The organism is Pseudomonas sp. AFG_SD02_1510_Pfu_092, assembly GCF_003331055.1.
Classification (GTDB): domain Bacteria; phylum Pseudomonadota; class Gammaproteobacteria; order Pseudomonadales; family Pseudomonadaceae; genus Aquipseudomonas.
Genome location: NZ_PUQD01000052.1, coordinates 1 through 17,992 on the forward strand (window position 1 = coordinate 1; position 17,992 = coordinate 17,992).

At 65.4% G+C, this 17,992-nt stretch carries 16 protein-coding genes; 4 read left to right on the top strand and 12 right to left on the bottom strand.

Annotated features, from left to right (window positions below; genetic code table 11):
* Positions 1-109: 109 nt before the first annotated feature.
* The 12 genes from C6A77_RS19485 to C6A77_RS19540 all read right to left on the bottom strand — a co-directional run bounded on the left by C6A77_RS19485 (position 110) and on the right by C6A77_RS19540 (position 13,732).
* Positions 110-658: a hypothetical protein gene (locus tag C6A77_RS19485; protein ID WP_114170940.1), complete on the bottom strand. Its 549-nt coding sequence runs from the start codon at positions 656-658 to the stop codon at positions 110-112.
* A gap of 29 nt (positions 659-687) precedes the next feature.
* Positions 688-1,392 carry a TetR family transcriptional regulator gene (locus C6A77_RS19490; protein ID WP_114170941.1) on the bottom strand — a complete coding sequence of 235 codons (705 nt, stop codon included), beginning with the start codon at positions 1,390-1,392 and terminating at the stop codon, positions 688-690.
* 206 nt (positions 1,393-1,598) lie between these two features.
* Positions 1,599-3,101: a lysine--tRNA ligase gene (gene lysS, locus C6A77_RS19495; RefSeq protein ID WP_114170942.1), complete on the bottom strand. Its 1,503-nt coding sequence runs from the start codon at positions 3,099-3,101 to the stop codon at positions 1,599-1,601.
* A 94-nt stretch (positions 3,102-3,195) separates the two neighbouring features.
* A protein-coding gene (gene prfB / locus C6A77_RS19500; protein WP_114170943.1) for a peptide chain release factor 2 occupies positions 3,196-4,291 on the bottom strand; the annotation gives its coding sequence in 2 pieces (ribosomal slippage) (positions 3,196-4,218 and positions 4,220-4,291; 1,095 coding nt in all).
* 223 nt (positions 4,292-4,514) lie between these two features.
* Positions 4,515-5,519, bottom strand: a complete 1,005-nt coding sequence (gene wspR / locus C6A77_RS19505) for a Wsp signal transduction system regulator diguanylate cyclase WspR (RefSeq protein WP_114170944.1) — start codon at positions 5,517-5,519, stop codon at positions 4,515-4,517.
* Positions 5,520-5,570: 51 nt separating this feature from the next.
* On the bottom strand, positions 5,571-6,584 hold the full coding sequence (gene wspF / locus C6A77_RS19510; RefSeq protein WP_114170945.1) for a Wsp signal transduction system protein-glutamate methylesterase WspF: 1,014 nt from the start codon (positions 6,582-6,584) through the stop codon (positions 5,571-5,573).
* Positions 6,581-8,881, bottom strand: coding sequence for a hybrid sensor histidine kinase/response regulator (locus C6A77_RS19515; protein WP_114170946.1), 2,301 nt, complete (start codon positions 8,879-8,881; stop codon positions 6,581-6,583). Before C6A77_RS19515 ends, wspF begins: the two co-directional genes overlap by 4 nt.
* Positions 8,878-9,540 (bottom strand): chemotaxis protein CheW, encoded by a 663-nt coding sequence (locus C6A77_RS19520; protein WP_114170947.1) that lies wholly within the window; start codon positions 9,538-9,540, stop codon positions 8,878-8,880. The genes C6A77_RS19515 and C6A77_RS19520 overlap by 4 nt, the downstream gene beginning before the upstream one ends.
* Positions 9,537-10,811 carry a CheR family methyltransferase gene (locus tag C6A77_RS19525; RefSeq protein ID WP_114170948.1) on the bottom strand — a complete coding sequence of 425 codons (1,275 nt, stop codon included), beginning with the start codon at positions 10,809-10,811 and terminating at the stop codon, positions 9,537-9,539. The genes C6A77_RS19520 and C6A77_RS19525 overlap by 4 nt, the downstream gene beginning before the upstream one ends.
* Positions 10,808-11,314, bottom strand: coding sequence for a chemotaxis protein CheW (locus tag C6A77_RS19530; protein WP_114170949.1), 507 nt, complete (start codon positions 11,312-11,314; stop codon positions 10,808-10,810). The genes C6A77_RS19525 and C6A77_RS19530 overlap by 4 nt, the downstream gene beginning before the upstream one ends.
* Positions 11,315-11,319: 5 nt before the next feature.
* Positions 11,320-12,942 carry a methyl-accepting chemotaxis protein gene (locus C6A77_RS19535; RefSeq protein WP_114170950.1) on the bottom strand — a complete coding sequence of 541 codons (1,623 nt, stop codon included), beginning with the start codon at positions 12,940-12,942 and terminating at the stop codon, positions 11,320-11,322.
* Positions 12,943-13,048: 106 nt separating this feature from the next.
* Complete coding sequence (locus C6A77_RS19540; RefSeq protein WP_114170951.1) at positions 13,049-13,732, bottom strand: tellurite resistance TerB family protein; 684 nt, start codon at positions 13,730-13,732, stop codon at positions 13,049-13,051.
* Between the two features lie 217 nt (positions 13,733-13,949).
* Here C6A77_RS19540 and ydcS point away from each other — a divergent pair, with 217 nt between their 5' ends.
* The 4 genes from ydcS to C6A77_RS19565 all read left to right on the top strand — a co-directional run bounded on the left by ydcS (position 13,950) and on the right by C6A77_RS19565 (position 17,983).
* Positions 13,950-15,101 (top strand): putative ABC transporter substrate-binding protein YdcS, encoded by a 1,152-nt coding sequence (ydcS, locus tag C6A77_RS19545; RefSeq protein WP_114170952.1) that lies wholly within the window; start codon positions 13,950-13,952, stop codon positions 15,099-15,101.
* 147 nt (positions 15,102-15,248) lie between these two features.
* Entirely contained in the window at positions 15,249-16,274 is a 1,026-nt protein-coding gene (locus tag C6A77_RS19555; RefSeq protein ID WP_114170953.1) for an ABC transporter ATP-binding protein, read from the top strand.
* 1 nt (position 16,275) lies between these two features.
* A complete protein-coding gene (locus C6A77_RS19560) occupies positions 16,276-17,187 on the top strand; it encodes an ABC transporter permease (protein WP_114170954.1) in 912 nt (303 codons plus the stop codon).
* Complete coding sequence (locus tag C6A77_RS19565; protein ID WP_114170955.1) at positions 17,177-17,983, top strand: ABC transporter permease; 807 nt, start codon at positions 17,177-17,179, stop codon at positions 17,981-17,983. The genes C6A77_RS19560 and C6A77_RS19565 overlap by 11 nt, the downstream gene beginning before the upstream one ends.
* The last annotated feature ends 9 nt before the right edge of the window (positions 17,984-17,992 follow it).

Sequence of the window (17,992 nt, forward strand, 5' to 3'; positions counted from 1 at the left end):
AGCCACTTCCGGTTGTCGTGCGGGGCGGGGGCGCTCCGGCTATCCCGCCGCCCCCCCTTTATGTGCATGGGTGGGTGTTGGGTTTTGTCCCGCTAAGAGGCCAGCACAGTCATTTGCCGGAACGCTGGAACCGTGCCACTTCGACGAACAGGTCGGAGTTGGCCGGATCATCCAGATACGCCAGCACGCGCGCCGCCGGGCTGTCGATCAGCACGCCGTCGCCGTTGTCTTCCGGCACTTCGGTGCTGCGCCCGGTCAGCTCCTTGCTGTCCACCGCCTGCTGCACCTGTTCGACATCCAGGTTGTACAGCACCAGCTCCTTGCCATCGACGATATCGAAACCACCGATCAGGAAGTTGCCGCCCAGGCGCTTGGGCACGCCAGCCGACAGGTACCAACGGTTGCCGTGGCGCGACACGGTGAACACGTATTCTTCAGCGGCCTTGCCCTTGGCGGTGGCCACCGCCTTGTAGGCGTCACCGCCGCTGCGGCTGATCACAAGCTTCAGCGGCTCGCCCCAGGCGTCCTTGCTGCTCCACTTGCCGAGCAGGGCCTTGGGCGCCGCCTGGTTGCTCGGCAACGGCTCATGGAAAGTCACCAGACAACCGCCCAGCAGCAGGAATGACAAAGTCAACAACACCACACGCCAGGCTTTCATCAGGTTCTCCTTGAAAAGTCGGTCTCGGCTCAGGCCGATGCCAGCACCAGCTGCAGGTATCGGCTAAGCATAGCGAGCATCTGCCCATCGGCTTGCGCATTGGCATCCTTGAGCAGGCCCTGATATTCCATCTGCTCGATAATCGCCGTCAACATCTGGGCGTCCTGTTCCGGTTGCCGCGAGCCCACCACCTGCAGCAATTGCCGGGTGCCATGCAGCAATATCTGCTCATGCGCGCACACCAGCTCGGCCAGGCGCGGGCATAGCAGCGCCTCCTGGCGGAAGGCCTGCTCGGCCATCAGGAAGTCACGGCGGTTCAGCAACTGCCGCTGCACGTAGTCGGCGGTCATCCGCGCCACCTCGTCGGCCAGCCGGGCCCGCGCCTGCGGGCTGCCGTCGCCCTGGGCCAGCAGCTGGCGTAACACCACCTCGGTATTGGCCCACAGCTTGGCCATGTAGGCGGCGCTGCGCTCGACGTACTGGGCGAAGGTGTCGGTGAGCAGGTCCTCGATGTCCTTGAAGTAGTAGGTGGTGGCCGACAGCGGCACACCGGCTTCAGCGGCCACCGCGCGGTGGCGCACGCCGCGCACGCCATCGCGCACGACGATGCGCATGGCGGCGTCGAGAATCAGCTGACGGCGCTGCTCGCTGCCTTGGCGGGCAGTCTTGCGGCCTTGGTATTGCACGCTTTCGGCGACGGCGGTGGCGATGCCGGCGGCGCCCTGGTGAGGCATTGCGGGTGTCACGGGGGGTACCTCATGAACATGGGTTGGCAGTACCGGCCTCTTCGCGGCTAAAGCCGCTCCCACAGAGTACGCCACACGCCTTGAGCGCTGTGCGGTTCCTGTGGGAGCGGCTTTAGCCGCGAAGAGGCCGGTACAGCCAATACAAGTGTACAGGCAAGAAAAAGCCGCCTCGAAAGGCGGCTCGTTCAATCCACTCAGGCTTGCGGACGCATGTGCGGGAACAGGATCACATCGCGAATCGACGGCGAGTTGGTCAGCAGCATCACCAGGCGGTCGATGCCGATGCCTTCGCCGGCGGTCGGCGGCATGCCGTACTCCAGGGCACGCACGAAATCGGCGTCGTAGTGCATGGCTTCGTCGTCACCGGCGTCCTTCTCGGCCACCTGGGCCAGGAAGCGCTCGGCCTGGTCTTCGGCATCGTTGAGCTCGGAGTAGGCGTTGGCGATCTCGCGGCCACCGATGAACAGCTCGAAGCGGTCGGTCACCGCCGGGTTGTCGTCGTTGCGACGCGCCAGTGGCGATACTTCGAACGGGTACTCGGTGATGAAGTGCGGCTGCTCCAGCTTGTGCTCGACCAGCTCTTCGAAAATCATCACCTGCAGCTTGCCCAGGCCTTCGTGGCCGAGCACCTTGGCGCCGGCCTTCTTGGCGATCTCGCGGGCGCGGTCGACGTCCTGCAGGTCGGCAGCGGTCAGCTCCGGGTTGTACTTGAGGATCGAGTCGAATACCGACAGGCGGGCGAACGGCTCGCCGAAGTGGAACACCTTGTCGCCGTACGGCACATCGGTAGTGCCCAGCACCAGCTGCGCCAGCTCGCGGAACAGTTCCTCGGTGAGGTCCATGTTGTCGCGGTAGTCGGCGTAGGCCTGGTAGAACTCGAGCATGGTGAATTCAGGGTTGTGCCGGGTCGAGACGCCTTCGTTACGGAAGTTGCGGTTGATCTCGAACACTTTCTCGAAGCCACCCACAACAAGCCGCTTGAGGTACAGCTCCGGCGCGATACGCAGGAACATGGCCATGTCCAGGGCGTTGTGGTGGGTTTCGAACGGCTTGGCCGCGGCACCACCCGGGATGGTCTGCAGCATCGGCGTCTCGACCTCGAGGAAATCACGCTCGATGAGGAACTTGCGAATGTGCGAGATCACCTGCGAACGCACACGGAAGGTGTGGCGGGTTTCTTCGTTGACCATCAGGTCGACGTAACGCTGGCGGTAGCGCTGCTCGGTGTCGGTCAGGCCGTGGTGCTTGTCGGGCAGCGGGCGCAGCGACTTGGTCAGCAGGCGCACGTTGGTCATCTCGACGTACAGGTCGCCCTTGCCGGAACGGGCCAGGGTGCCTTCGGCGCTGATGATGTCGCCCAGGTCCCAGGTCTTGACCGCTGCCAGGGTTTCTTCCGGCAGGGTCTTGCGGTTGACGTAGACCTGGATGCGCCCGGTCATGTCCTGGATGACCATGAACGAACCGCGGTTGAGCATGATGCGACCGGCGACCTTGACCGGAATCGCTGCTGCTTCCAGTTCTTCCTTGGTCTTGTCCGCGTACTGCTTCTGCAGGTCGTTGCAGTAGCTGTCGCGACGGAAGTCATTGGGGAAGGCATTGCCCTTGGCGCGCTCGGCGGCAAGCTTTTCCTTGCGCAGGGCGATCAGGGCGTTTTCTTCCTGTTGCAGGTCTTGCGCTTCGGTCTTGAGGTCGCTCATTTCGTCATTCTTTCCATCAGGTGTTCGTTGCCCCTTTCGGGCAGGGCACGCGGCAACGGCCCCAGGGCCAGTTGCCGCGGCGGTTGGGTGCGGCTTACAGCCCCTGCTTCAGGCTCGCTTCCAGGTACTGGTCGAGGTCGCCGTCCAGGACCTTCTGGCAGTCGCTGCGCTCGACGCCGGTACGCAGGTCCTTGATGCGCGAGTCATCCAGCACGTAGGAGCGGATCTGGTGGCCCCAGCCGATGTCCGACTTGCTGTCTTCCAGCGCCTGCGAGGCGGCATTGCGCTTCTGCATTTCCAGCTCGTACAACTTGGCCCGCAGCATTTTCATGGCGGTGTCCTTGTTGGCGTGCTGGGAGCGTTCGTTCTGGCAAGCCACCACGGTGTTGGTCGGCACGTGGGTGATACGCACCGCCGAGTCGGTGGTGTTGACGTGCTGGCCACCGGCACCGGAGGAACGGTAGGTGTCGATGCGCAGGTCGGCCGGGTTGATCTCGATCTCGACCTTGTCGTCGATCTCCGGCGACACGAACACCGCCGAGAACGAGGTGTGGCGACGGGCACCGGAGTCGAACGGGCTCTTGCGCACCAGGCGGTGCACGCCGATCTCGGTGCGCAGCCAGCCGAAGGCGTACTCGCCCTTGATGTGCACGGTGGCGCCCTTGATGCCGGCGACTTCACCTTCGGAAAGTTCGATGATGGTGGCGTCGAAACCACGCTTGTCGGCCCAGCGCAGGTACATGCGCAGCAGGATGTTGGCCCAGTCCTGCGCCTCGGTACCACCGGAGCCGGCCTGGATGTCCAGGTAGGCGTTGTTCATGTCCATCTCGCCGCTGAACATGCGACGGAACTCGAGCTGGGCCAGTTTTTCTTCCAGGCCTTCCAGTTCGGTCACGACGTCGCCGACGGCGCTTTCGTCATTTTCCTCGACAGCCATGTCGAGCAGGTCCTGGCAATCCGCCAGGCCGCCGGACAGCTTGTCCAGGGTCTCGACCACCTGCGCCAGCATGGCACGCTCGCGGCCAAGGGCCTGAGCGTACTCGGGCTTGTTCCAGACGTTGGGGTCTTCCAGCTCGCGGTTGACTTCGATCAGGCGGTCATGCTTGTGATCGTAGTCAAAGATACCCCCGAATGGACTGGGAACGTTCGGTGAGGTCCTTGATGGTGTTCAGGATCGGTTGGATTTCCATGGTCTGGCTACTCGCACGAATTCGGTGAAAAGCCCGCGAGTATAACCGAGTCCGCCGCAAGGCGGCAGACCCGCCGGGCGGTAGCATGTATATCGAGCACTTGGAAATTGCACGGTCCCTGTGGGAGCGGCCTTGCGTCGCGATTGGGCCGCGCAGCGGCCCCGGCGATATCTGCTGCTGAGCTGAAAATCAGGGGCCCCGCCAGCTTCAGCGCTTCAGCGTTTCAGGCGATGCCAACCCGGTTGCGCCCACTGTTCTTGGCCTGGTACAGGCCCTTGTCCGCGGCCGAGATCAGTTGCCGCCAGTGGCTGCCGATGGCCGGGGTCTGGGTGGCCAGGCCGATGCTCACGGTGAGGAACGAGTCGGCCACCGGGGCGGTGTGCGGGATGCCCAGGCCGAGCACGGTCTGGCGCAGCTTCTCGGCGACCAGGCGTGCCCCGCCCGGCGAGGTGTTGGGCAACACCAGGACGAACTCCTCGCCGCCATAGCGCGCCGGCAGGTCGGTCGGCCGCGCGCACGAGCCGCGGATCGCCTCGGCCACCTGGCGCAAGGCCTCGTCACCGGCCAGGTGGCCGAAGTTGTCGTTATAGGCCTTGAAGTAGTCCACATCGATCATCAGCAGCGACAACTGCTGCTGCTCACGCATGGCCCGGCGCCATTCCAGCTCCAGGTACTCGTCGAAGTGGCGGCGGTTGGACAACCCGGTCAGGCCATCGGAATTCATCAGCCGCTGCAGCATCAGGTTGGAATCGAGCAACTGCTGCTGGCTGACGCGCAAGGCGCGGTAGGCCTCGTCGCGCTGCAGCAAGGTCAGGTAAGAGCGCGAATGGTAGCGAATGCGCGCCACCAGTTCGATGTTGTCCGGCAGCTTGACCAGGTAATCGTTGGCCCCCGCGGCAAAGGCCGCGCTCTTGACCAACGGGTCTTCCTTGGTCGACAGGACGATGATCGGGATGTCCTGGGTCGCCGGGTTGTTGCGGTATTCACGCACCAGGGTCAGCCCGTCGAGGCCCGGCATGATCAGGTCCTGAAGAATGACCGTGGGCTTGATGCGCACGGCCTGGGCCACCGCCTGGTGCGGGTCGGCACAGAAATGGAAGTCGATGTCCTCTTCACTGGCCAGGCCACGCCGCACCGCCTCGCCAATCATGGCCTGGTCATCGACCAGCAACACCATTGCCGAGTTCTCGTTGGGGGTCGTGAAACCTTCGATCGGTAAATCATTCATACCTGTTCACCCGATCACTACCGGCCTGGCGGCGTGATTCAATACGCTTCGTCATTTTCCGAAAAATTCCATCAAACGCCCGGCTATGCGTTCCAGCGGGCGGACTTCCACTGCGGCATCGATCGCCGCAGCAGCCTTGGGCATGCCGTACACCGCGCTGCTGGCCTGGTCCTGAGCGATGGTCAGGAAACCCTGCTGGCGCATCAGCTTCAGGCCCTGGGCGCCGTCGCGGCCCATGCCGGTCAGCAACACCCCCACCGCATCGCCGGTCCAATAACGCGCCACGCTCTCGAAGAACACATCGATCGAGGGCCGGTATATTTCGTTGACCGGTTCGGCAGTGTAGGCCAGTTGGCCGTTCTGTAGCAGGCGAATATGGTGGTTGGTGCCGGCCAGCAGGACCTGGCCGGGCTGCGGCGGTTCGCCTTCACGGGCCAGGCGCACCGGCAGGCCGGCCGCGCTGCTGAGCCATTCGGCCATGCCTGCGGCAAACACCTGGTCAACATGCTGGACCAGCACGATGGCCGCCGGAAACGCCGCCGGCAGGCCCTTGAGCAGCACTTCGAGGGCGGCCGGGCCGCCTGCGGACGAGCCGATCGCCACCAGCCCGCGATGCTGCGACGCGACCCGCACGGGCGCAGCGACCGGGCGCGCCGCCGGGGCACGCTGCTGGCCGATCAGCCAGCTGATGTTGAGAATCTTGCGCAGCAATGGCGCAACCGCTTCGCGCGGATCGCCCGCGCCCAGGGCCGGCGTGTCGACCACATCGAGGGCGCCATGGCCCATGGCCTCGAACACACGGTGCATGTTCTGCTTGCGGTCGACCGTCACGATGACGATGGCGCAGGGGGTTTCGGCCATGATCCTGCGGGTGGCCTCGACGCCATCCATCACCGGCATGATCAGGTCCATGAGGATCAGGTCTGGTACCTCTTCCGCGCACCGCTGCACCGCCTCGGCACCGTTGCCGGCCACCCATATCACCTGGTGCGCGGGCTCGAAAGCGACTGCCCGGCGCAGCGCCTCGACGGCCATGGGCATGTCGTTGACGATGGCGATCTTCATCCTTGAGCACCTCCGATCAGCTCAATCACAGCATCCAGCAACGCATCGTCATGGAAACTGGCCTTTGCCAAATAGTAGTCGGCGCCGGCATCCAGGCCACGCCGTCGGTCTTCCTCGCGGTCCTTGTAGGACACCACCATCACCGGCAGCGATTGCAGGCGCTGGTCGCGGCGTACCAGGGTGACCAGCTCGATGCCGTCCATGCGTGGCATGTCGATGTCGGTGATCAGCAGGTCGAAGTCCTCGGCACGCAGGGCGTTCCAGCCATCCATGCCATCCACCGCCACGGCCACATCGTAGCCACGGTTGCCGAGCAGCTTGCGCTGCAGCTCACGCACGGTCAGCGAGTCGTCGACCACCAGGATGCGCTTGCGCGCCACGCCACGGGCGCCGCCGCTGCCGCGGGCGATACGCTCCAGGCTGCCGGTGCTGAGCAGTTTGTCCAGCGAGCGCAGCAGGTCCTCGACATCGACGATCAGCACCACCGAGCCGTCGTCGAGCAAGGCACCGGAAGAAATGTCCTGGACCTTGCCCAGGCGTGGGTCGAGCGGCATCACCACCAGCACCCGCTCGCCCACCAGCCGCTCCACGGCCACGCCGTAGAGTTGCTCGCGTTCGCGGATCACCACCACCCGCAGGCTGCTTTCCTGGGTTTGCCCGGCCGGACGGTTGAGCAGCTGGCTGGCCGCCACCAGGCCGATGTGCCGGCCTTCGTGCCAGAAGTGCTGGCGCCCTTCGATCTGCACGATCTGCTCGGCGCTCACCTCCAGCGTGCGTTCGATATGGGCGAGCGGGAAGGCATAGGCCTCGCCGCCCACCTCGACCACCAGGCTGCGCACCACCGACAAGGTCAGCGGTACCTGCAGGTGGAAGCGACAGCCCTGCCCGGCAAGCTGGGTCAGCTCGATCGAGCCGCGCAGCTCACGGATCATGTGCTGCACCGCATCCAGGCCGACGCCGCGCCCGGACACTTCGGTCACCTTGTCGCGCAGGCTGAAACCGGGCAGGAACAGGAACGTCAGCAGTTCCGCCTCGCTCATCCGCGCCACCGTGTCGGCGGGCGACAGGGCGCGCTCGACGATGCTGCTGCGCAGGCGCTCGAGGTCGATACCGGCGCCGTCGTCGATCAGTTCCAGGCTGAGCATGCCGGCCTGGTGCGAGGCGCGCAGGCGGATCACGCCCTCCTCCGCCTTGCCCGCCAGCAGGCGCCGCTCGGGCTGCTCGATGCCATGGTCGACCGCGTTACGCAACAGGTGCGTCAGCGGCGCTTCGAGTTTTTCCAGCACATCGCGGTCGACCTGGGTCTTTTCCCCTTCCACCAGCAAGCGCACCGGTTTGCCCAGCGAGCGGCCAAGGTCGCGCACCATGCGGCTTTGGCCGTTCAATACATCGGCAAACGGCCGCATCCGGCAGGCCAGCGCGGTGTCGTACAACAGCTGTGCGCGCTGGCTTGCCTGCCAGCCGAACTCGTCCAGGTCGGCCGCCTGCTGTTGCAGGATCTGCTGGGTTTCCGCCAGCAGGCGCTGGGTCTGCGCCAGGGCGTCGAGCACTTCGCCGCTCTGGCCGCTGTCCTCCAGCTGCATGCGCAAGCCGTCGAGCGCCTGCATGCCTTGCCCGTGCATGCGCTTGAGGCGTTGCAGCGTGGCCAGGTAAGGCTTGAGCCGCTGGGTTTCCACCAGCGACTTGCTGGACAGGTCGAGCAGGCTGTTGAGGCGGTCGGCGGTCACCCGCAGCACCCGCTCCGTACCTTCACCGACACGCTTGCCCGCCTTGCGACGCGGCGTCGGCTCGGCCTCGTTTTCTGCCTCGAGGGTGGCCGCAGGCTGCGCTAGCGGCTCAGGTTGCACGGCCGGCGTCGGCAGCGGCGGCGTCGGCATGCCGGCTGGCCTGGCAGGCACGGCCGCTGCCCCAGGGTCGAGCAGGCTGGCCATTTGCGCGAGGAACACCGGCAGGGTCGCCTGCGCCCCGGCATCGCCCGGCGTGGCGATGCGCATCAGCAGGTCGGTACCTTGCAGCAGCGCATCGATATGCTCGGCGCTCAGCCGCAAGCGCCCTTCCTGGGCGGCCACCAGGCAGTCTTCCATGACATGGGCGACGCTGACACCAGCGTCCACCCCGACGATCCGCGCCGCCCCCTTCAGCGAATGGGCGGCGCGCATGCAGGCCTCGAGCTGGTCGGCCTGCGTAGGGTTACGCTCCAGCGCCATCAGGCCGGCGCTGAGCACCTGGGTCTGCGCCTCGGCCTCCAGGCTGAACAGCTCGAGCAACGATGCGTCGCGCATTTGCTCTGGGGTCATGACAGGCTCCGCTGCACGGCAGTCAGTAACTGTTGATCATCCAGCACCCGCACGCTGCGGCCGCGCCATTGCAGGACCGCAGCGGTGAACTGGCTGGCATCCTGGCCGCTGCCCAACAGCAGCGGGTCGAGCCGGTGAATGCCGTCGATTTCCTCGACCGCCATGACCACCGGCCCGCCTTCGCTGGCCAATATCAGCATGCGCGGCATCGAACGGCCGCTGCGTGGCTCGCCAGCGCCGGCCTGTACCCCCAGCAACTCGGCCAGCGACAGGCACGGCACCAGCGCACCGCGCACGTTGGCCACGCCCTGCAACACCCGCGAGCGCTGGTGCGGCAGCGAATGCAGCGCCTGCAACGGGGCAATTTCGGCCAGGCAGGCAGTGGCCAGCGCCAGCCACTCTTCGCCAAGGCGGAACAGCAGCATGGAGCGGCCGCTGTTGTCCTCGACCGGCGCCGCTGCGGCCAGCGGGTGGTCCTGCATCAGCGCGTAGCGGTCGAGCAGGCGGGTGGCAGCGGCGGCATGGACCTCGCAGTTGCGGCAGTGAATGTGCCGTTCCAGCAGCGGGCACTGCTTGTTGCCGTGCACGCCGATGCGGTTCCAGCAGTCGTCGATGTGCGCGTCATCCCCGGCAAGCAGTTGCATCGCGGATTCCTTCATCGTTCAGACTCCCGGCCAACCCGCGCGGCGCGCTCCTGCAGGCGCCGGGCGCCGGCCAGGTCGCCCTGGGCCGCCAGCAGTGCCGCCAGGTGCACCAGCGCCTCGGGGTGCTGCGGTTCCAGGTACAGGGCTTTGCGGTAGTGGGTCAGTGCCTGCTGCGCATCCCCTTCGGTGTCGCTGAGCAGCCCCAGCCAGTAGTAAACCTGCGCCGCTGGGGCGAACTGGCCCAGGTAGCGCTGGCATTCGGCGCGGGCCTGCTCGCTGGCACCGGCATTGGCCAGCCGGGCAATGCTGGCCAGCAGTTCGCTGGCCTCCTCGCGTTTCTGTGCGTGGGCCGGTGCGGGCCTGGCCGGCGTCGGCAGCACGCGTAGCGGCCGTGGCAACGGCGCGCTCGCGGCTGGATAGGCTGGCGTAGCCAAGGGTGGCAAGCTGCGCCGCACGGGCGGCGCCGGGGCCGGCGCCGGCGCAGCTACGGCGGCCTCCTGGCGCACGTAGGCGAACGACTGGGCAACCCCCAGCGGGCGCATGCCCAGGCGTGCCAGCAAGCTGCCTTCGGCGGGGCCGATGAACAGCACGCCCTGTGGATGCAGCAGGCGCTTGAGCACTTCGAACACCCGTTGCTGGGTCGGTACATCGAAGTAGATCAGCAGGTTGCGGCAGAACACGAAATCGTACAGGCCGTCGCGGCTGGCCAGCGCCGGGTCGAGCACGTTGCCCACCTGCAGGTTGACCTGCTCGCGCACCCGCTGATGAAGCTGGTGGCCGTCTTCGACGGCATCGAAGTAGCGCTCGCGGAAGCTCAGGTCGCTGCCGCGGAAAGCGTTGCGACCGTATACCGCCTGCACGGCCTTGGCCACCGAGCTGGGGCTGATGTCCATGCCGTCGATCAGGAACGCCCCCGGCGCGACGCCGGCATCGAGCAAGGCCATGGCCAGCGAATAGGGTTCCTCGCCGGTCGAACAGGGCAGGCTGAGCAAGCGCAGCGGGCGCGCGCCGGCCAGTTCGGCCAGGCGTTTGTGCGCCAGGCTCGCCAAAGCAGTGAAGGATTCGGGGTAACGGAAAAACCAGGTTTCCGGGACGATGACCGCCTCGATCAGCGCCTGTTGCTCATCCAGCGATTGCTGCAGGTGCAGCCAGTAGTCGTCCAGGTCTGCGGCGTTCGCCGCCATGCAACGCTGGCGCAGCGCACGCTCGACCATGGGCGCGCCCACCGATTCCACATCCAGGCCAATGCGCTCGCGCAAAAAGCGGAAGAAACGCTGTTCGCTCATGCCGGCCTCCCTGTCGAACCCTCGGCGTACAGCAGGTGGTGCACGGCCTCGGGGAGCAAGTCGTTGACCTCGATGCGCTGCAGCAGGCCCTGTTCATCCTGACGCACCGGCCCCAGGTACGGGGCTTCGCCGCGCTCCACGCCATAGGGCTGGAACTCTTCGGCCCGGCAACGCAGGGTTTCGGTGGCCTGTTCCAGGATCAGGCCAAGCTGCAGGCCGTCGCGGTAATGCACCAGCACCAGCCGGGTACTGGTGCGTTGCGCTGCCGGTTGGCCGAAGCTCAACGCTGCCACATCGATCACCGGCACCAGCAGGCCTCGATGGGCAAGGATGCCGGCGACCCAGTCCGGCGCCTGGGCGATCGGCTTGAGCGGCTGGCGCGGCAGCACCTCGATCACCTCGTGCACGCTCAGGGCAAAGCGCTGCTCCTTGATGCGAAACTGCAGGTACAACGCCCCCTGGGCGTTGCCCGCTCGCGCAGCACGCGGTTGCAAGTCGTTCATCGCGGTCAGACTTTGAAACGCGACACGCCGCCACGCAGGCCGGCGGCCACCTGGCTCAGCTCGTCGATGGCGAAACTGGCCTGGCGCAACGACTCGACCGTCTGGGTGCTGGCATCGCTGAGCTGCGCCAGCGCCTGGTTGATCTGTTCGGCACCGGTGGCCTGGGCCTGCATGCCTTCATTGACCATCAGCACCCGCGGCGCCAGGGCCTGCACCTGGTGGATGATCTGGCTCAGTTGCTCGCCCACCTGCTGCACCTCGAACATGCCACGGCGCACTTCTTCGGAGAACTTGTCCATGCCCATGACCCCGGCCGACACCGCGGACTGGATCTCGCGCACCATCTGCTCGATGTCGTAGGTGGCCACGGCAGTCTGGTCGGCCAGGCGGCGCACTTCGGTAGCTACCACGGCAAAGCCGCGGCCGTATTCGCCGGCCTTCTCCGCCTCGATGGCGGCATTCAGCGACAACAGGTTGGTCTGGTCGGCGACCTTGACGATGGTCACCACCATCTGGGTGATGTTGCTGGCCTTCTCGTTGAGGATGGCCAGCTTGGCGTTGACCAGGTCGGCGGCGCCCATCACCTGGTGCATGGTTTCTTCCATTCGCGCCAGGCCCTGCTGGCCGGAGCCAGCCAGGCTGGAGGCCTGGTCGGCGGCCGAGGTGACTTCGGTCATGGTGCGCACCAGGTCACGCGAGGTGGCGGCGATTTCGCGCGAGGTGGCGCCGATTTCCGTGGTGGTGGCGGCGGTTTCGGTGGCGGTGGCCTGCTGCTGCTTGGAAGTGGCGGCGATCTCGGTCACCGAGGTGGTCACCTGCACCGACGAGCGCTGGGCCTGGGCCACCAGGTTGGCCAGGGCTTCGGCCATTTCGTTGAAGCCACTCTCGATGGCGCCGAATTCGTCCTTGCGGTCCAGGCTCAGGCGCATGCTGAGGTCGCCGGAGCGCAGTTTGTCGAGGGCATGCACGATGCGCTGCATGGGCGCACTGATGGCGCGCATCAGCAGCAGGCCGCATACGCCCGCGGCGACGATCGCCAGCAACAGCGAAACCACCATGCTGCCCTTGGCGGTGCTCACGGCGCCGACGATTTCGTTGGTGGCCTCGTCGGCCGATACCCGATTGTCTTCGATGACTTCGTTCAGATGCTTGCGCCCATCCACCCAGGCCGGGGTGAGCACCTCGTTGATCAGCCGCTGGGCTTCGTCGTAGTCATGCCGGCGATAGGCGTCCAGCACCTGGTTGACGATCTTCAGGTAACTGTCCGCGAGTTGCCCGAAGCTGTCGAAGCGGGTCTGGTCGTCCTTGGTCTGTATGGTGTTCTGGTAACTCGCCATGTGGTGCTTCAGGCGGTCCTCGAAACTCTTGAACAGTTCCATGTCGGCCGAGGTGATTTCGCGGTGGTTGGACAGGCCCACCAGCTGCTGGCTGGTGACGTAGCTGTCGACCCAGGCGCTGCGGATCATCGAGCTGTAGTAGAGGCCGGGAATGCTGTCGGTCCCCACTGCCTGCTCGGCGGAGGCGATGGTCACCAACCGCGAGTAGGCGGCCACGATCATCAGCAGCATGATGGCGATGATCACGGCGAAACTTGCCAGGATCCGTTGGCGCAAGGTCCAGTTCTTCACGTTCAGCCCTCAGGAATTCACAACGAGCGGGGAAATCGCCGAAGTATAGCGCAGAGGCCTTGTGCTATCGCGGGTGAAATAGGGGCTGCGTTGCAGCCCCTGGCCATCACTGGCCGGCAGCCAGCCTGGCCTGGCTTTCCAGCTCTTGACGCAAACCCGGGGCCAGGCGCAGCTGGCGGGCCAGTTCGTCGAGGTAGGCGCGCTCCATGAAGTTTTCCTGGTCGACCATCATCACGCTGGCCAGGTACATCTCGGCGGCGATCTCGGGCGTTTGCGCGGCACGAGCCACTTCGGCCGGGTCCAGCGGCTTGTTCAGCTCGGCATGCAGCCAGTGCTGCAGCTCGGGGTCGCTGTCCAGGCGGGTGAACTCGCCCTCGATCAGCGCCCGCTCGCGTTCGTCGATATGGCCATCGGACTTGGCTGCCGCCACCAGTGCCCGCAGCACCGCCTGGCTGTGCTGCTCGGCCTGAGCCGGCGGCAGCCGGTCAACGGTCTGTGGTTCGCTGGCGGCCAGCTGCTGGCTGGCCTGCCAGTTGCCGTAGGCCTTGTAGGCCAGTACGCCCAGTGCGGCCAGGCCACCGTAGGTCAGGGCCTTGCCACCGTACTTGCGGGCCTTTTTGTTACCCAGCAACAGGCCCAGGGCACCGCCCCCCAGCAGGCCGCCACCCGCGCCCGACAACAGCCCGCCAAGGCCCCCGGCAGTGCCGCCAGCCTTGCTGGTGCCGGTTTTGCTGTCGAGCAGTTGCTGGCCAGATTTGAGGAGTTGGTCAAGCAGGCCACGGGTATTCATCAGCGCGTCTCCACGTCAGGGAATTCAACCGCCAGAGTAAGGCCTGGCGAAACACACGCCACCGAGGATTTGCTTCCGGATGTTGCGTTGGCTGGCAAAAAGCCAACTAGACTCGATATCGCCAATACCTCGCACCCGCACACCGGGCTTATAACGATTGTTTCACTGATTGCTTGATGACTGCCCCGAACAAGATCGCCAATAAAGAGGGAACAACATGTCAGTGCACACTACCGCTTTGCTCGGCGCCACCGCCTGCGCCGCGCTGGCCAGCATCAGCCTGCAGGCTGCCGAACCACCCAAGGCCCTGGGGCCTGGCGAGGGGCGCCTGGATATCGTCGCCTGGCCCGGCTACATCGAGCGCGGTGAAAGCGACAAGGCCTACGACTGGGTGACCGGCTTCGAGAAGGAGACCGGCTGCAAGGTCAACGTCAAGACCGCCGCCACCTCCGACGAGATGGTCAGCCTGATGACCAAGGGCGGCTACGACCTGGTCACCGCCTCGGGCGATGCTTCGCTGCGGCTGATCGCCGGCAAGCGGGTGCAGCCGATCAACACCGCGCTGATCCCCAACTGGAAGAACCTTGACCCGCGCCTGCAGAACGGTGGCTGGTATGTGGTCGACAAGCAGGTGTATGGCACCCCGTACCAGTGGGGGCCGAACGTGCTGCTGTACAACACCGACGTGTTCAAGCAGGCACCGACCAGCTGGGGCGTGCTGTTCGAACCGCAGAACCTGCCCGACGGCAAGCCGAACAAAGGCCGGGTGCAGGCCTACGACGGGCCGATCTACATTGCCGATGCGGCGCTGTACCTGAAGACGGCCAGGCCGGAGCTGGGCATTCAGGACCCGTACGAACTCAACGAGGCACAATACAAGGCGGTACTGGAACTGCTTCGCCAACAGCAACCGTTGATCCACCGCTACTGGCATGACGCCACGGTGCAGATGAGCGATGTGAAGAACGAAGGCGTGGTCGCTTCCAGCTCCTGGGGCTACATGGTCAATGGCCTGAAGGCCGAGAAGCAGCCAGTAGCCTCGACCATCCCCAAGGAAGGCGCGACCGGCTGGGCCGACACCACCATGCTGCACAGCGAGGCCAAGCACCCTAATTGTGCCTATAAATGGATGGACTGGTCGCTGCAGCCAAAGGTGCAGGGGGATGTGGCGGCCTGGTTCGGCTCGTTACCGGCGGTGCCTGCTGCCTGTACCGGCAATGATTTGCTGGGCGCCGAGGGTTGCAAGACCAACGGTTTCGACAACTTCGACAAGATCGCCTTCTGGAAAACCCCGCAGGCCCAGGGCGGCAAGTTCGTGCCGTACAGCCGCTGGACCCAGGACTACATTGCGATCATGGGTGGGCGCTGAGGGTTTCTTCACCTGTACCGGCCCTATCGCCGGCAAGCCAGCTCCCACAGGGACCGCATAAGCCTTGCGACCTGCACAGTACCTGTGGGAGCTGGCTTGCCGGCGATAGGGCCGGTACAGGCAAACAATAACAACCGAGTACCGCCTATGCCCCTAGCCGTCCAGTTCACCCAGGTTTCCCGCACCTTCGGCGAGGTCAAGGCCGTCGATCAGGTGAGCATCGACATCATCGATGGCGAGTTCTTTTCCATGCTCGGCCCGTCAGGCTCGGGCAAGACCACCTGCCTGCGCCTGATCGCCGGCTTCGAGCAACCCAGCAGCGGCTCGATCCGCATCCACGGTATCGAAGCGGCCGGCGTGCCGCCCTATCAGCGTGACGTCAACACCGTGTTCCAGGACTACGCGCTGTTCCCGCACATGAACGTGCTGGACAACATCGCTTACGGGCTGAAGGTAAAAGGCGTGGCCAAGGCCGAACGCCGAAGCCGCGCCGAAGAAGCCCTGGCGATGGTGGCGCTGGCGGATTACGGCGCACGCAAGCCGGCGCAGCTGTCCGGTGGCCAACGCCAGCGCGTCGCCCTGGCCCGCGCGCTGGTCAACCGGCCGCGGGTGCTGCTGCTGGACGAACCGCTGGGCGCGCTGGACCTGAAGCTGCGCGAACAGATGCAGGGCGAGCTGAAAAAGCTGCAGCGCCAGCTGGGCATCACCTTCATCTTCGTCACCCACGACCAGACCGAGGCGCTGTCGATGTCCGACCGGATGGCGGTGTTCAACCGCGGCCGCATCGAGCAGGTCGACACCCCGCGCAACCTGTACATGCAACCGGCCACCACTTTCGTGGCTGAATTCGTCGGCACCTCCAATGTGCTGCGCGGCGAACTGGCCATGGCACTCAACGGCAACCCTGCGCCCTTCTCCATCCGCCCCGAGCATATTCGCCTGGGCGAGCCGACCACTGCCGGCCAGGCCGTGCAGGTCAGCGGCCTGCTGCGCGATATCCAGTACCAGGGCAGCGCCACCCGCTATGAAGTGCAGCTGGACAGCGGCCAGTTGCTGGCGGTGAGCCAGGCCAACGACCGCTGGCAGACGCAGCCACAGGCCTGGCAACCCGGGCAACGGGTACAGGCGCACTGGCCCCGTGAAGCCATGACCGTGCTCCAGGACACCCGCTGACATGAGCACACTGCGCAGCCTGTCCAACCTGCTGTACCGGCGCCCCAACCTGTACCTGGCGTTGCTGTTGATCCCGCCACTGACCTGGTTCGGCGCGATCTACCTGGGTTCGCTGCTGAACCTGCTGTGGCAGGGCTTCTACACCTTCGACGACTTCACCATGGCGGTAACCCCGGAGCTGACCCTGGGCAATTTCGCCGCACTGTTCAACCCGTCGAACTTCGACATCATCTTGCGCACCCTGGGTATGGCGGTAGCGGTGTCGCTGGCCAGCGCGGTGCTGGCCTTCCCCATCGCCTATTACATGGCGCGCTATACCAGCGGCAGGGCCAAGGCGTTTTTCTACATCGCGGTAATGATGCCCATGTGGGCCAGCTACATCGTCAAGACCTACGCCTGGACCCTGCTGCTGGCCAAGGGCGGCGTGGCCCAGTGGTTCGTCCAGCAGCTGCACCTGGACGCCGTGCTGCAAGCCCTGCTGGCCGTGCCGGGCGTGGGCGGCAGCACGTTGTCGACTTCGCACCTGGGGCGTTTCATGGTGTTCGTCTACATCTGGCTGCCGTTCATGATCCTGCCGATCCAGGCCGCGCTGGAGCGCTTGCCGCCTTCGCTGCTGCAAGCCTCGGCAGACCTCGGCGCGCGCCCCGGGCAGACCTTCATGCAGGTCATCCTGCCGCTGTCGATCCCGGGCATTGCCGCCGGGTCCATCTTCACCTTCTCGCTGACCCTGGGCGACTTCATCGTGCCGCAGCTGGTCGGCCCGCCCGGTTACTTCATCGGCAGCATGGTCTATGCCCAGCAAGGGGCGATCGGCAACATGCCGATGGCGGCGGCCTTCACCCTGGTGCCGATCGTGTTGATCGCGGTCTATCTGTCCATCGTCAAGCGCCTGGGGGCCTTCGATGCACTCTGAAAAAGCCTCGATCGGGCTGCGCCTGGCCGCCTGGGGCGGGTTGCTGTTCCTGCACTTCCCGATCCTGATCATCTTCCTGTACGCCTTCAACACCGAAGACGCGGCATTCAGCTTCCCGCCCAAGGGCCTTACCTTGAAGTGGTTCGCCGTGGCCTTCGCCCGCCCCGATGTGCTGGAGGCGATCAAGCTGTCGCTGCAGGTGGCCTGCCTGGCCACGCTGATCGCCCTGGTGCTCGGCACGCTGGCCTCGGCGGCGCTGTACCGGCGCAGTTTTTTCGGCAAGGAGAGCATTTCGCTGATGCTGATCCTGCCCATCGCCCTGCCCGGCATCATCACCGGTATCGCGCTACTGTCGGCGTTCAAGGCGCTGGGCATCGAACCCGGCATTTTCACCATCGTGGTCGGCCACGCCACGTTCTGCGTGGTGATCGTCTACAACAACGTGATCGCCCGCCTGCGACGTACTTCGCAGAGCCTGATCGAAGCTTCGATGGACCTCGGCGCCGACGGCTGGCAGACCTTCCGCTACATCATCCTGCCCAACCTCGGCTCGGCGCTGCTGGCCGGCGGTATGCTGGCCTTCGCCCTGTCGTTCGACGAAATCATCGTCACCACCTTCACCGCCGGCCATGAACGCACCCTGCCTATCTGGCTGCTCAACCAGCTCAGCCGCCCGCGCGATGTGCCGGTGACCAACGTGGTCGCCATGCTGGTGATGTTGGTGACCATGCTGCCGATTCTTGGCGCCTATTACCTGACCCGTGGCGGCGAAAGCGTCGCGGGCAGCGGCAAATGACCCTGGAGG

What these genes read in the sequence shown, in the direction of transcription:
- C6A77_RS19485 (WP_114170940.1), bottom strand. Translation starts at nt 658, where the DNA reads ATGAAAGCCTGGCGTGTGGTGTTGTTGACTTTGTCATTCCTGCTGCTG.
- C6A77_RS19490 (WP_114170941.1), bottom strand. Translation starts at nt 1,392, where the DNA reads ATGCCTCACCAGGGCGCCGCCGGCATCGCCACCGCCGTCGCCGAAAGC.
- lysS (WP_114170942.1), bottom strand. Translation starts at nt 3,101, where the DNA reads ATGAGCGACCTCAAGACCGAAGCGCAAGACCTGCAACAGGAAGAAAAC.
- wspR (WP_114170944.1), bottom strand. Translation starts at nt 5,519, where the DNA reads ATGAATGATTTACCGATCGAAGGTTTCACGACCCCCAACGAGAACTCG.
- wspF (WP_114170945.1), bottom strand. Translation starts at nt 6,584, where the DNA reads ATGAAGATCGCCATCGTCAACGACATGCCCATGGCCGTCGAGGCGCTG.
- C6A77_RS19515 (WP_114170946.1), bottom strand. Translation starts at nt 8,881, where the DNA reads ATGACCCCAGAGCAAATGCGCGACGCATCGTTGCTCGAGCTGTTCAGC.
- C6A77_RS19520 (WP_114170947.1), bottom strand. Translation starts at nt 9,540, where the DNA reads ATGAAGGAATCCGCGATGCAACTGCTTGCCGGGGATGACGCGCACATC.
- C6A77_RS19525 (WP_114170948.1), bottom strand. Translation starts at nt 10,811, where the DNA reads ATGAGCGAACAGCGTTTCTTCCGCTTTTTGCGCGAGCGCATTGGCCTG.
- C6A77_RS19530 (WP_114170949.1), bottom strand. Translation starts at nt 11,314, where the DNA reads ATGAACGACTTGCAACCGCGTGCTGCGCGAGCGGGCAACGCCCAGGGG.
- C6A77_RS19540 (WP_114170951.1), bottom strand. Translation starts at nt 13,732, where the DNA reads ATGAATACCCGTGGCCTGCTTGACCAACTCCTCAAATCTGGCCAGCAA.
- ydcS (WP_114170952.1), top strand. Translation starts at nt 13,950, where the DNA reads ATGTCAGTGCACACTACCGCTTTGCTCGGCGCCACCGCCTGCGCCGCG.
- C6A77_RS19555 (WP_114170953.1), top strand. Translation starts at nt 15,249, where the DNA reads ATGCCCCTAGCCGTCCAGTTCACCCAGGTTTCCCGCACCTTCGGCGAG.
- C6A77_RS19560 (WP_114170954.1), top strand. Translation starts at nt 16,276, where the DNA reads ATGAGCACACTGCGCAGCCTGTCCAACCTGCTGTACCGGCGCCCCAAC.
- C6A77_RS19565 (WP_114170955.1), top strand. Translation starts at nt 17,177, where the DNA reads ATGCACTCTGAAAAAGCCTCGATCGGGCTGCGCCTGGCCGCCTGGGGC.